12 protein-coding genes and 1 pseudogene are annotated in these 12,375 nt (G+C 69.5%); 8 read left to right on the top strand and 5 right to left on the bottom strand.

The window, feature by feature from the left end; translation table 11 throughout:
• A pseudogene (locus IBL25_RS20210) lies at positions 1-223 on the bottom strand (NUDIX hydrolase); the annotation flags it as partial.
• A 129-nt stretch (positions 224-352) separates the two neighbouring features.
• Between IBL25_RS20210 and IBL25_RS20205 the strand changes: the two are divergent.
• The 8 genes from IBL25_RS20205 (at position 353) to IBL25_RS20170 (ending at position 6,893) form a co-directional block, all read left to right on the top strand.
• Positions 353-841, top strand: coding sequence for an SUF system Fe-S cluster assembly regulator (locus IBL25_RS20205; protein WP_187780312.1), 489 nt, complete (start codon positions 353-355; stop codon positions 839-841).
• Between the two features lie 12 nt (positions 842-853).
• A complete protein-coding gene (sufB, locus tag IBL25_RS20200) occupies positions 854-2,344 on the top strand; it encodes a Fe-S cluster assembly protein SufB (RefSeq protein WP_187780311.1) in 1,491 nt (496 codons plus the stop codon).
• Positions 2,345-2,413: 69 nt separating this feature from the next.
• Positions 2,414-3,157 (top strand): Fe-S cluster assembly ATPase SufC, encoded by a 744-nt coding sequence (gene sufC / locus IBL25_RS20195; protein WP_187780310.1) that lies wholly within the window; start codon positions 2,414-2,416, stop codon positions 3,155-3,157.
• A complete protein-coding gene (gene sufD, locus IBL25_RS20190; RefSeq protein ID WP_187780309.1) occupies positions 3,154-4,431 on the top strand; it encodes a Fe-S cluster assembly protein SufD in 1,278 nt (425 codons plus the stop codon). Before sufC ends, sufD begins: the two co-directional genes overlap by 4 nt.
• Before the next feature lies 1 nt (position 4,432).
• On the top strand, positions 4,433-5,677 hold the full coding sequence (locus IBL25_RS20185) for an aminotransferase class V-fold PLP-dependent enzyme (protein WP_187780308.1): 1,245 nt from the start codon (positions 4,433-4,435) through the stop codon (positions 5,675-5,677).
• Positions 5,677-6,144 carry a Fe-S cluster assembly sulfur transfer protein SufU gene (sufU, locus tag IBL25_RS20180; RefSeq protein ID WP_187780307.1) on the top strand — a complete coding sequence of 156 codons (468 nt, stop codon included), beginning with the start codon at positions 5,677-5,679 and terminating at the stop codon, positions 6,142-6,144. Before IBL25_RS20185 ends, sufU begins: the two co-directional genes overlap by 1 nt.
• Positions 6,137-6,511 (top strand): SUF system Fe-S cluster assembly protein, encoded by a 375-nt coding sequence (locus IBL25_RS20175; protein ID WP_187780306.1) that lies wholly within the window; start codon positions 6,137-6,139, stop codon positions 6,509-6,511. The genes sufU and IBL25_RS20175 overlap by 8 nt, the downstream gene beginning before the upstream one ends.
• A 13-nt stretch (positions 6,512-6,524) precedes the next feature.
• Complete coding sequence (locus tag IBL25_RS20170) at positions 6,525-6,893, top strand: HesB/IscA family protein (protein ID WP_187780305.1); 369 nt, start codon at positions 6,525-6,527, stop codon at positions 6,891-6,893.
• A gap of 273 nt (positions 6,894-7,166) precedes the next feature.
• Here the strand turns inward: IBL25_RS20170 and IBL25_RS20165 are convergent, their stop codons facing one another.
• The 4 genes from IBL25_RS20165 to bcsB form a co-directional block, all read right to left on the bottom strand.
• On the bottom strand, positions 7,167-8,195 hold the full coding sequence (locus tag IBL25_RS20165; RefSeq protein ID WP_187780304.1) for an MBL fold metallo-hydrolase: 1,029 nt from the start codon (positions 8,193-8,195) through the stop codon (positions 7,167-7,169).
• A gap of 64 nt (positions 8,196-8,259) precedes the next feature.
• Positions 8,260-9,552: a class I SAM-dependent RNA methyltransferase gene (locus IBL25_RS20160; RefSeq protein ID WP_187780303.1), complete on the bottom strand. Its 1,293-nt coding sequence runs from the start codon at positions 9,550-9,552 to the stop codon at positions 8,260-8,262.
• Positions 9,553-9,622: 70 nt separating this feature from the next.
• A complete protein-coding gene (bcsD, locus tag IBL25_RS20155; RefSeq protein WP_187780302.1) occupies positions 9,623-10,096 on the bottom strand; it encodes a cellulose biosynthesis protein BcsD in 474 nt (157 codons plus the stop codon).
• Between the two features lie 57 nt (positions 10,097-10,153).
• Positions 10,154-12,375, bottom strand: a 2,222-nt coding sequence (gene bcsB, locus IBL25_RS20150) for a cellulose biosynthesis cyclic di-GMP-binding regulatory protein BcsB (RefSeq protein ID WP_187780301.1), incomplete at its 5' end; no start/stop codon positions are given.

Here is a 12,375-nt window from a genome sequence, read left to right as displayed (position 1 = left end):
CGGCGCGTTCCAGGGCGGCGCGGGTGCTGGGCCGGGGCTCGCTGGCGGCGGGGGCGGCGCGGTCGGCGAAGTCCACCCGCCCGCCGGGAAAGACCAGGCGGCCGGGCATGAAGCGGTGGCCCGCATGGCGCAGGCCCATCAGGATCTCGGTATCCCCACTGGCGCGCTGCCGCCACAGGATCAGGCTGGCGGCATGGCGGGGGAAGGCGGCGGATTTCGGCATGCGCCCAGGGTGGCACCGCCATGCCCGGCAGGCAAACCGGGGGTGCGACTTCCTTGACATTCAGGGGTCCAAAGCGCATCTGCCTGAAACCGGACGAATCAGGTCCACTTTAAAAGGAGAGGCCCGCTTTTGCTGCGGCTGTCGAAGCTCACCGATTACGCTGTGGTCGTGCTGGCCCGGCTGGATGCCGAGGGCGGCATGCAGACCGCGCCCTGCCTGGCCCAGTGCACCGGCATCGCCGAGCCCACGGTGGCCAAGGTGCTGAAGGCCCTGGCCCATACCGGGCTGGTGGATGGGCTGCGCGGCGCGCGCGGCGGCTATCGCCTGGCGCGGCCGCTGGCGGAGATCGCCCTTTCCGACGTCATCCTGGCGGTGGATGGGCCGATCGCCCTCACCGCCTGCGTCGATGGCGCCTCCGGTGGCTGTGAGACGGAGGCGACCTGCCCCGTGCGCGGCCGATGGGACCCGGTGAACGAGGCCGTGCGCGGCGCGCTCGCCTCCATCACCCTTGCCGACCTTGCCGGTCCGGCCACGCGCACCTGCCAGTCGCATGGCCGTACCGCTGCCGCTTCCTCCAATCCCCTGCCGGCCATGCCGGCATCCCTGGCTGCCGAGTAGGGACCCCGACCCATGCCTGCCGTGACCGAAACCATTGACGCCGTCCAGTCCGTTACCGAGGGTGCCTACAAGTACGGCTTCGAGACGGACATCGAGATGGAGTTCGCCCCCAAGGGGCTGAACGAGGATATCGTCCGCTTCATCAGCGCCAAGAAGAACGAGCCGCAGTGGCTGCTCGACTGGCGCCTGAAGGCCTTCGCCATGTGGCAGAAGATGGAGGAGCCGCGCTGGCCCGCGGTGAAGTATCCGCCCATCGACTACCAGGATTCCTATTACTACGCCGCGCCGGTGAAGAAGGCCGGGCCGAAGTCGCTGGACGAGGTCGACCCCGAGCTGCTGCGCACCTATGAGAAGCTGGGCATCCCGCTGAAGGAGCAGGCGCTGCTGGCCGGCGTCGAGGGTGCCGAGATGGATGGCGAGCGCCTGCCGGTGGCCGTGGACGCGGTCTTCGACAGCGTCTCCGTCGCCACCACCTTCAAGGCGCGGCTGGAGAAGGAAGGCATCATCTTCTGCTCCATCTCCGAGGCGGTGCAGAACCATCCGGAGCTGGTGCGCCAGTATCTCGGCAGCGTGGTGCCGCAGGGCGACAACTTCTTCGCCGCCCTCAACAGCGCGGTCTTCACGGATGGCTCCTTCGTCTACATCCCGAAGGGCGTCCGCTGCCCGATGGAGCTTTCCACCTACTTCCGCATCAACGCCAAGAGCACCGGCCAGTTCGAGCGCACGCTGATCATCGCCGATGCGGGCAGCCATGTGAGCTACCTCGAAGGCTGCACGGCGCCGATGCGCGATGAGAACCAGCTTCACGCCGCGGTGGTGGAGCTGGTGGCGATGGATGACGCCACCATCAAGTACAGCACGGTGCAGAATTGGTACCCCGGCGATGCCGAGGGCAAGGGCGGCATCTACAACTTCGTGACGAAGCGCGGCGCCTGCCGTGGCGCCCGTTCCAAGATCTCCTGGACGCAGGTGGAGACGGGTTCGGCCATCACCTGGAAGTACCCTTCCTGCATCCTGCAGGGCGATGATTCGGTGGGCGAGTTCTATTCCGTCGCCATCACCAACAACTACCAGCAGGCCGATACGGGAACGAAGATGTTCCATATCGGCAAGAACACGAAGTCGACCATCGTGTCCAAGGGCATCAGCGCCGGGCGCGGGCAGAACACCTATCGCGGCCTGGTGCGCATCAGCCCCAAGGCCAGCGGCGCCCGCAACTTCACCCAGTGCGACAGCCTGCTGATCGGCGACCAGTGCGGCGCGCATACGGTGCCCTATATCGAGAACCGCTGCATCTCCGCCAAGGTGGAGCATGAGGCGACCACCTCGCGCATCGCCGAGGACCAGCTCTTCTACTGCCGTCAGCGCGGCCTCAGCCAGGAAGACGCGGTGGGCCTGATCGTGAACGGCTTCTGCCGGGAAGTTCTGAAGGAGCTGCCGATGGAATTCGCGGTCGAGGCGCAGAAGCTGCTGCAGATCAGCCTTGAAGGCTCGGTTGGCTAATTCGCCGGTGGAGCGGGGCGCGCGGGCACCCTGCTCCCGGCCACAGATTTTGGGACGGACGAGTTACACATGTTGAAGATCGAAGGCCTGACGGCCGAAATCGATGGCAAGCAGATCCTGAATGGGATCGACCTGGAGATCCCGACGGGCGAGGTCCATGCCATCATGGGCCCCAATGGCGGTGGCAAGTCCACGCTGTCCTACGTGCTCGCGGGCCGCGAGGGTTATGAGGTCACGGGCGGCACGGCCACCTTCAACGGCATCGACCTGCTGGCGATGGAGCCGGAGGAGCGCGCCGCCGCCGGCGTCTTCCTGGCCTTCCAGTACCCGGTGGAACTGCCGGGCGTCGGCAATGCCAATTTCCTCCGCACGGCGCTGAACGCCATCCGCCGCACCAAGGGTGAGCCGGAGCTGGACGCCATGCAGTTCCTGAAGCTGGCCCGCCAGCGGATGAAGGAGCTGTCGATGCCGGAGGACATGCTGAAGCGCGGCGTGAATGTCGGCTTCTCCGGCGGCGAGAAGAAGCGCAACGAGGTGCTGCAGATGGCGCTGCTGAAGCCCGGCCTCGCCATCCTGGACGAGACGGATTCCGGCCTCGACATCGATGCGCTGAAGATCGCGGCCGATGGCGTCAACGCGCTGCGCGGCCCGGATTTCTCCGCCCTCGTCATCACCCACTACCAGCGCCTGCTCAACTACATCGTGCCCGACCGCGTGCACGTGCTGATGGGCGGCCGCATCGTGCAATCCGGCGGGCCGGAACTGGCGAAGCAGCTTGAGGAGAGCGGCTACGGCGCCGTGCAGGCGGCATGAACGCGATTTTCGAACCCGGCCCCGAAGGCTTCCTGCGCCGCTACGAAGGACTCCAGCCCCGCCTGCCCGGCACCCGCACCCCCTGGGTGCAGGCGCTGCGCCAGCGCGCGGCCGAGGCCTTCCGCGCCAATGGCTTCCCGACCCGCAAGATCGAGGCCTGGCACTATACCGACCTCGCCCTGCTGGCCCGCACCGGCTTCGGTGAGGCGCTGACGCCGGTCGATGAGGATGTGGTGCTGCCGGAGGCCGTGGCCCCCGCCCGCGCCGTGCTGATCGACGGCCGCTTCCGCGCCGACCTGACCAATGCCCCGGTGCGTAGCCTGGGCGCCGAGCTGGGGGCGGCCGAGGGCCTGCTGGGCAGCGTGGCGCGCATGGACGACGTGCCCATGGCGGCGCTGAACACCATGCTCTTCGAGGATGGCGTGCTGATCGACCTGCCCGCCGGCCAGGATGCCGGGGCGATCGAGCTGCTCTCGATCATCCAGGCGGAAGGCGACCGGCCGGTGGCGGTGCATCCGCGCCATGTCATCCGCCTCGGCGCCGGCGCGCAGCTGGTGCTGATCGAGCGCGCGGTGGGCCGTGGCGAGGGCCGCTACCTGCACAACCCGGTCATCGAGATCGAGCTGGCGGAAGGCGCGCACCTGACCCATGCCCGCCTGCAGCAGGAAGGCGCCGAGGGCATCTTCCTCTCCACGGTCTTCGCGAAGGCGGCGGCGGGCGCGACCTATGACAGCTTCCTGCTGCATGCGGGCGCCAAGCTGTCGCGGTCCGAGGCCTATGTCTCGCTCGATGGCCCCAAGGCCATGGCGCATCTGAACGGCGCGCAGTTGCTGGCCGATGGCCAGCACGGCGACTGCACCACCTTCCTGGACCACGCGGCGCCCGATTGCGCCAGCCGCCAGACAGTGAAGACGGTGCTGGCCGGCAAGTCGCGCGGCGTCTTCCAGGGCAAGATCCACGTCCACCAGATCGCCCAGCGCACCGACGGCTACCAGATGAACCAGGCACTGCTGCTGTCTCCGGAAGCGGAGATCGACAGCAAGCCGCAGCTGGAAATCTACGCCGACGACGTGAAGTGCTCGCACGGCGCCACGGTGGGCGAGCTGGACGAGGACCAGCTCTTCTACCTGCGCGCCCGCGGCATTCCCGCCGCCACCGCCCGCTCCATGCTGATCGAGGCCTTCCTGCAGGAAGCGGTCGAGACGGTGGAGGACGAGACGGCCCGCAACGCATTGGCCACCGCCGTTTCCGGCTGGTGGGAAAAGGTCGCGTAACATGGACGGCGCGGTGCTGGCCCCTGTCTTCGACGTGGAGCGCGTGCGGCGGGATTTCCCGATCCTGTCGCAGACCGTGCGCGGCAAGAAGCTGGTGTTCCTGGATTCCGGGGCATCGGCGCAGAAGCCGCGCGCGGTGATCGACACCATGGTGCGCACGATGGAAACGGCCTACGCCAATGTCCATCGCGGCGCCTATAACCTGTCGGAACGCGCCACCGCCGATTACGAGGCCGCCCGCGCCGCCGTGGCCCGTTTCCTCCACGCGGCGGATGAACGGGAGATCGTCTTCACCCCCTCCTCCACCGCCGCCATCAACCTTGTCGCCCATAGCTTCGGGCGCGGGGTGATGAAGCCCGGCAACGCCGTGCTGATCAGCGAGATGGAGCACCACGCCAATCTCATCCCCTGGCAGATGCTGCGGGATGCGCATGGCGTGGAACTGCGCGTGGCCCGCATCACCGATGCCGGCGAGCTGGACCTGGCCGATGTCGAGGCCAAGCTGGCGGATGGAAAAGTCAAACTCTTCGCCGTCACGCATATGTCGAACGTCCTGGGCACCGTGACGCCCGCCGCGCAACTGGCCCGCCTCGCCCATGCGCATGGGGCAAAACTGCTGCTGGACGGCTCCCAGGCCGCCGTGCACCGGCGCGTGGACGTGCAGGCCATCGGCTGCGACTTCTATGTCTTCACCGGCCACAAGCTCTATGGCCCCACCGGCATCGGCGTGCTCTGGGCGCGCATGGAGCTGCTGGAGGAAATGCCGCCCTTCCTCGGCGGCGGCGACATGATCGCGGAAGTGTCGCTGGAGCGCTTCATCGCCGCCGTGGTGCCCAACAAGTTCGAGGCCGGCACGCCGCCGATCATCGAGGCCATCGGCCTGCATGCCGCCATCGACTACGTGGAATCCATCGGCATGGAGGCCATCGAGGCGCATGAGCGCGCCCTGGTGGACCACGCCATGGCGAAGCTCACGCCCATCGAGGGCCTGACCCTGCTGGGCCGGGCGCAGGACCGTGGCGGCGTCTTCGCCTTCGCGCTGGACAATGCGCATTCCCACGATCTCGCAACCCTGCTCGACCGAACCGGCATCGCCGTGCGCTCCGGCCGCCATTGCGCCGAGCCGCTGCACGCACGATTTAACGTGGAAAGCACCTGCCGCGCTTCCTTCGGCCTCTATACCACGATGGAAGAGGTCGATTACCTCGCCGAGGCGCTGGTCAAGGCCAGGGAGTTTTTCGCGTAATGTTCGATGACCTGCGCGACCTGTATCAGGAAGTCATCCTGGACCACGGCCGCAAGCCCCGGAACTTCCGCCGGCTGGAGGATGCCGACCGCCACGCGCGCGGCGACAACCCCATGTGCGGCGACCGAATGGAACTCTGGGTGAAGCTGGATGGGGAAGGCCGCATCGCCGACACCGGCTTCCAGGGCCGTGGCTGCGCCATCTCCATGGCCTCCGCCAGCCTGATGACCGAGACGGTGCGCGGCAAGACCGCCGCCGAGGCCCACGAACTGGGCGAGAAGTTCCGCAGCCTGGCCATGACCGGCACCTGCCCCGAATGCGAGGCCAATCTGGCCGAGGAGATGGAGCGGCTGCAGGTGCTGGGCGGTGTCTCCGAATACCCGAGCCGCGTGAAATGCGCGACGCTGGCCTGGCACACGCTGAACAACGCGCTGGACAACAAGCAGGAGGCGGCAAGCAGTGAGTGACAACACGACAACCGCCCCCAGCACCGGCCATGGTGCCTGGACCCCGGATGGCGAGACCCGCCCGGCTGTGTCCGAGGATGCGGTGATCAGCGCCATCGGCACGGTCTATGACCCCGAGATCCCGGTGAATATCTATGAGCTGGGCCTGATCTACGCGGTCGAGATCGGCGATGACGGCAAGGTGGCGGTGGAGATGACGCTGACCGCCCCCTCCTGCCCCTCGGCCCAGGAGCTGCCGCAGCAGGTGGAGGAAGCCATTCGCCTGATCCGCGGCGTCACCGACTGCACGGTCGAGGTGGTCTGGGACCCGCCCTGGGACCCGTCCCGGATGAGCGAGGACGCCCGCCTCGCCCTGAACATGTACTGAGAGAGGGGTTTCGATGAGCACCTCCACCACCGCCCCGCGCCCCGCCCGCGCCCTGCCGCCGCTGATGCAGGTCTCCGATGCTGCGGCCGAGCGCCTGCGCGCCCTTTATGCCGGCGGGCAGGAAGGCAAGTTGCTGCGCGTGGCCGTCAATACCAAGGGCTGCTCCGGCATGTCCTATGACCTGACCTGGGCCGATGCGCCCGGGCCGGGCGACGAGGTGGTCACCAGCAACGGCGTGACGGTGCTGGTGGACCGCAAGGCCACGCTCTTCCTGATCGGCACAACCATGGACTACGAGGTGAAGGCCATGTCCGCCGGCTTCACCTTCGTGAACCCCAATGAAAAGGGGCGCTGCGGCTGCGGGGAAAGCTTCCACGTCTGAAGCAAGGCTGGGGGCGCTGCCCCCAGGCCCCCGCCGGGGTGGAAAGTCCACCCCGGACCCCGCTTCGAGTTTTCCACTTTGAGGCCGCAGCGCGGCGCCAGCTTTTGAAAAAAGGCCGCACGGGCTGAATCCGCAGTCGCCGGAGGTCCATGACCTCCGGCGCGCCAGGTCTCTCACCTAAAAAACTGAAGGCGGGGTCCGGGGTGACACTGTCACCCCGGCGGGTGTGTCCAGAGAGGGCGGAGCCCTTTTTGGCCCCACCCCGTCACAGGATCAGACCCCCGTCGACCAATCCGCCGGAATGAAGCGGTAGCCCTCGCCTTCCTTGGCGACATAGCCATTCGCCGGGAAGGGGAAGTGATAGCCCATGCAGCGGATGCGGTCGCTGGCCACGCGGTCCAGCACCTCCCGCCGTGTCTTTTCCGCCTGGTCGGCATCCATGTCGAAGACCAGGTGCCAGTTGGGATGGGCCAGGTTCAGCTCGGGCCGGTTGGTCAGGTCGCCCAGCACCAGCGCCTGTGCATCGCCGTTGGAGAGCAGGTAGCTGGTGTGTCCCGGCGTATGGCCGGGGGTGGAGAGCGCCACCACGCCCGGCATCACCTCGCCATCACGGTCCATCTTGCGAATACGGGCCTTGTAGGGCTCGAAGCGCTTGCGGACATTGGCGAAGGCGCCCTTCATCGCCTCGGGCGCCTTGTTGGCATTCTCCTCGCTCATCCAATAGTCCCACTCCGCCTCGGGGACGACCAGCTGGGCATTGGCGAAGACGGGCTTGTCGTCGGCGGTGGTCAGGCCGGTGATGTGGTCGCCGTGGAAATGGGTGAAGACGATCTGCGTCACCTTCGCCGGGTCCAGCCCCGCCGCCTGCATATTGGCGGCCAGCCGCCCGGCGGTATTGCCCAATTGCCCGCCGGTGCCGATGTCGAAGGCGATCAGCCCATCGGCCGTTTCCAGGAAGGGCACGGTATAAGGCAGGCGCAGCGCGTCGGTGGGCAGAAAGGCGGCCTTCAGGGCTTCCTCCACCACGGTGGCCTCGACATTGCGCACGAAGCCCTTGGTGGGGTCCGGCCGGGTGCCATAGCCGTCACTCACCATGGTGACGGTGCGGTTGCCTAGCTTGAAGCGGAAGAAGCCAGGGGTCGGGGCCGGGCCGGTGGCGCCGGCCGCCTGCGCTGCCACGCTAGGCGCCGCCTGGGTCTGCGCGGCGGCACTGCCCCAGGGGGCCCAGCCCAGCCGTGCCAGCAGCGGCATGGCGGCCAGCGTGCCAGCCGCCGCCATCAAGCCACGTCGGTCGATCACCATCGAATTCTCTCCCGGTCCAGAGACATACCTTGCCGAATTGGGCGCGGCGGGGCCGGGATCAAGCCTAGCGGCCGCGGGCGAAGACCACCACGGCTTCCAGTTGCGCCGACCACAGGAACTGGTCCACCGGCGTGGCCGAGGCCAGCCGCCAGCCGGCCGCCTGCAACAGCTTCGCGTCCCGCCCCAGCGCCGCCGGGTTGCAAGAGACATAGATGATCCGCTCCAGCTTGGTGGTGCGGGCCAGCAGCGGCATCTGGTCGGCGGCGCCGGCGAAGGGCGGGTCCAGCACCACGGCGGCGAAGGCGTCCAGCTCCTTCGGCATCAGCGGCTGGCGGGAAAGGTCGCGCTTCACCGCCTGCACCCGCCCGCCGGAATGGCGCGCGGCGGCATCCAGCGCCGCCACGGCCTCCGGCGCCCCTTCATAGGCCGTGACACGGGCGCGGGCGGAAAGCGGGAAGGAGAGCGTGCCCAGCCCGGCGTAAAGGTCGGCGATGCGGGCCTTGCCGGTCAGTTTCGGCAGGCCGGCCAGCACGGCGGCAACAATGGCGGCCTCCCCCTGCGGCGTCGCCTGCAGGAAGGCGCCGGGGGCCGGCGCCACCGCCACGCCACCCAGGGCGATGGAGACAGGGCCGATCTGCGCCACATTCTCGCTGACCATGCCCTTCAGCGGTGCGCAGGCGATGCGTGGCAGGCCATGGGCGCGGGCGAAATCGGCCAGCAGGGCGCGGTCGGCGGTGTTGGGGACGCCATCCAGCCGCAGCAGCAGGTCGGGGCCGCTGTCCAGCAGGTTCAGCACCGCCGAGCCTTCCCGCCGGAAGGCCGAGAGGCTGCGCAGCATGGTCTTCAGCGGCTGGAACAGCGCCACCAGCGCCGGGTCCAGCACCAGGCAGGTGTCGAGACCCACCACGGCGCCGCTGCCGCGGGCATGGAAGCCCAGCACCGGCACGCCATCGGCCCGGCGCAGCGCCAAGTCGGCGCGGCGGCGGGTCTGCGGCGGCGTCACGGCGGGCTCGGCCACAACGGCATCCGGGTAGCCGGCGCGGGAGAGCGCCTCGGCCAGCCGCGCCCGCTTCCATTCGGCATAGGGCGGGATGGCCATGTGCTGCATGGTGCAGCCGCCGCAACGGCCGAAATAAGGGCATGGCGGCTCGGCGCGCTCGGGCGCCGGGCGCAGCAGCGCGGTCAGTTCGGCGGCCTGGCCATCGCCCAGCTTGCCGGTGACGCGGGCGGCCACACGCTCCCCGGGCAGGGCATAGGGGATGAAGACGGGGCGGCCATCGGCGCCCTGGGCCAGGCCGTCGCCGGCGGCACCCAGGCGGGCGATGTCGTATTCGGTCGGCTCTGGCGGCAGGGGCATGGCGGCGGCATGCCCGCCCGGCCCCGGGATGGCAAGCGCCGAGATGGCAGGGATGCGCCCTGCCCGCTCCTCAGGCGCCGTATTGCAGCCGGGCCAGGCCGGGCTCCAGCGACTCCAGCCGCACGGTGGCGGCGCCAGCCTCCTCGCCCCCTGGCTGGGCACCGAGCCAAGCGCCATAGAGCCCCTCCAGCACCGGGCCGAGCCAGGCGCCGGCCGGGTCCTGCACGGTGGCGATGCAGGGGGCGGCGCTGTGGCGGAAGCGCAGCCGGCGGTCCTGCGGGTCCAACTCCAGCGCCACATGGCCCCAGGCGGCGGCGGCCAGTGCCTCGTTCATCAGGCGCTGTAGCCCTTCCAGCGTCTCGGCGGGGGGCAGCGGCATGGCGGCGGCGAAACGCTGGCCCACGGCGCGCAGCAGGGCATCCCGCGCCGCGCGGTCCATCTGCGCGTCCAGCACCTCCAGCAACGCGGCCAGGAAGCCGCGCCACTGCCGGCTGACATCGCGGCGCGCCAGATAGGCCAGGGCGGCGTGGTCCGTCTCAGTCATCGGTCTCTGCATCCTCCGCGTCGTTGCTTCTGCCGGTTGTTGTTCCTGCCCGGGCCCTCAGGTCCGGGTCCGCAGCCGGCGGGCGGCGCGGCGGCGCATCAGCCAGTAGCCCGGCATCCCCACCAGCAGGGCAGCCACCAGCACCATCAGCAGCAGCGTGTCCGGCCGCGCGCCCAGGTAGTATTGCGGCCAGAGCCAGGGCGGGATGAAGCCGACCGTGTAGTTCCGCCCCACCTTGTAGGAGGTCATCCGCCCGTTGGAGAGGATGGCGAGGTCGCCCTGGATGCGTGGCAGCAGGTCCGTGTCGCGGAAGGCGGCCACCATGGCCTCGACGCCCTGCGGGCTGCTGCCGGTCAGGGCCACCACGCTGCGCTTGGCCGAAAGCGGGCTCTGGAAGCCCAGCAGCATGCCGCTGCCGGCACCCGGCGCCGCCAGGGTGGCCTGCAACTGGTCGCGCTGCTGCCGCTCGTCATCGCCGATGAAGAGGTTGCGGAAGCCGCCCAACGCATCGCCCAGCGCCAGGGTGACGCGGTTGCCATCGATCTGCAGCGGGCTGCGGTCGCGCAGCATATCGGCCAGCACCGGCTGGCGCGTGATGGCGCCGATCAGCATCAGGTCGCGGTTCGCCACCTCCTGGATGCCGGAAGGGCGGGCGATGGCGATGCGGGTGGCGGCATGGCCGACATTGGCCGAAAGCCGCCCCAGCAGCGTCAGGAAGGCCGAAAGCTCGGAGCCTGTCGGCCGCTCCGGCAGCACCGCCGCCGTTTCGGCGAAATCAGCCAGCCGGGTATAGGGGAAGCCGCTGCCGGCGAAGAAGGCCAGGTTCGGCATCTCCGTGAAGCGGTAGCCGCGCGACAGGTCCAGCGTGCTGTCGGGGTCGATCGAGGCGCGCACATCGCCAGGGATGGAGACGCAGTCGCCCCGGTTCAGCGGCCGCATGTCGAAGCGCAGTTGCAGCTCGTTCTGGCCGAAGATCAGGTAGGGCGGCAGGCCCACCTGCCCTTCCGAGCGGTCCGCTAGGCTGGCGGCGCGCACCCGGCGCGCGATCCAGTTCCAGGGCCAGCCCGGCTCGGCCTCGCGCAGCGGGAAGGAACGCAGGTAGACGTTGTTCAGCCCGGCATCGAGGCGGGAGACCGCGACATCGGTGATGGGCCCTGGAGGCGCGCGGTAGAAGACATCCACCGGCAGGGCGCGGTCGCGCCAGGTGTAGAGGTCGGGCGCGGTGCGGAAGGGCAGCGCGATGGTGCCCGGCGCGAAGCCGTAGGATTGCAGCTCCGAGGGGTCCACCAGCTCGCCGAACTTCACCGGGCGGTCGGAGCGGACCCAGCGCGGCGCGTCATAGGGCTGGCGCGGCGGCATGTCCGGCGCCTGCACCATCGCGATCTCGCCCGAGAGCGCCTGCCGCCCCACCGCCAGCGCCTGCGCCGCCGCGGCGGCATCTGCGCCGTTGCGGCCGCCCACCACCAGCAGCAGCCCGTCCGGGTCGCCGGGGTTGGGCACCACGGCGAGCGTCGGGCCATCCATGCGGGGCAGCGTGAGGCCCGGCACCGCATCCGGCCCCGCCGCGATCACCACCGCGTTGCCGCGCGCCGGCACGCCGCTGCTGACCGGGAAGATGGCGCCGCGATAATCCGCCTGCACCGCGAACCAGGAGGAAGCGATGGCGGCGGCGCGCACCACGTCGTTGCCGGCGCCTTCCGGCAGCACCACCGGCAGGTTCAGCGGCTCCCGCAAAACACGGGGGTCGAAGAAGGGTTCGGGCAGCCGCGCCAGGTCACGCGGCAGCGGCAGCCGCTCCAGCGTCAGCTGCACGGTGGAAAGGTCCGAGACGGTGGACCAGAGCAGGCCGGAGAGCGGGTCGTTGCACTCGATGGCATAGCGGCCGGTGAAGCGGAAGTTCAGCCGGTTGGCATCGGCGAAGAAGACCGGGTTCATCGGGAACTCGATCGGGCCGAAGGCCGGGCGTGCCTTGTCCGGCGCCACGGTGCCGACGAACTGGTCGTTCAGCGTCACCGCCACCTGGCTCAGCTCGGGGATCAGCGCCGGCGAGGTCGCGCCCTGGATGGTCAGCTTGGCCGCCGTCACCACCTCATCCGCCCGGATGCCGAAGAGCAGGCCCTGGAGGTCCGAGGTACCGCGCAACTGCATCGGCCCCGCGAGGCCGAGCTGGCGCAGGCTGCGCGTCTCGATGCGGGAGGAGCCGACGGCCCCGGTGGGCGCGCCGAAGGCATAGGGGGAAGCGGGCGCCGCCGGCGCGGGGGCCACGGGCGCGGCGGCCG

Source organism: Pseudoroseomonas ludipueritiae (assembly GCF_014490445.1).
Classification (GTDB): domain Bacteria; phylum Pseudomonadota; class Alphaproteobacteria; order Acetobacterales; family Acetobacteraceae; genus Pseudoroseomonas; species Pseudoroseomonas ludipueritiae.
The sequence above is the reverse complement of the archived record's forward strand: the minus strand, read 5'-3'. Positions and strand labels throughout refer to the sequence as shown.

Bases quoted from the DNA above. Each gene is read 5' to 3' on its own strand.
- sufB (WP_187780311.1), top strand. From the start codon at position 854: ATGCCTGCCGTGACCGAAACCATTGACGCCGTCCAGTCCGTTACCGAG.
- sufC (WP_187780310.1), top strand. From the start codon at position 2,414: ATGTTGAAGATCGAAGGCCTGACGGCCGAAATCGATGGCAAGCAGATC.
- sufD (WP_187780309.1), top strand. From the start codon at position 3,154: ATGAACGCGATTTTCGAACCCGGCCCCGAAGGCTTCCTGCGCCGCTAC.
- IBL25_RS20185 (WP_187780308.1), top strand. From the start codon at position 4,433: ATGGACGGCGCGGTGCTGGCCCCTGTCTTCGACGTGGAGCGCGTGCGG.
- sufU (WP_187780307.1), top strand. From the start codon at position 5,677: ATGTTCGATGACCTGCGCGACCTGTATCAGGAAGTCATCCTGGACCAC.
- IBL25_RS20170 (WP_187780305.1), top strand. From the start codon at position 6,525: ATGAGCACCTCCACCACCGCCCCGCGCCCCGCCCGCGCCCTGCCGCCG.
- IBL25_RS20165 (WP_187780304.1), bottom strand. From the start codon at position 8,195: ATGGTGATCGACCGACGTGGCTTGATGGCGGCGGCTGGCACGCTGGCC.
- IBL25_RS20160 (WP_187780303.1), bottom strand. From the start codon at position 9,552: ATGCCCCTGCCGCCAGAGCCGACCGAATACGACATCGCCCGCCTGGGT.
- bcsD (WP_187780302.1), bottom strand. From the start codon at position 10,096: ATGACTGAGACGGACCACGCCGCCCTGGCCTATCTGGCGCGCCGCGAT.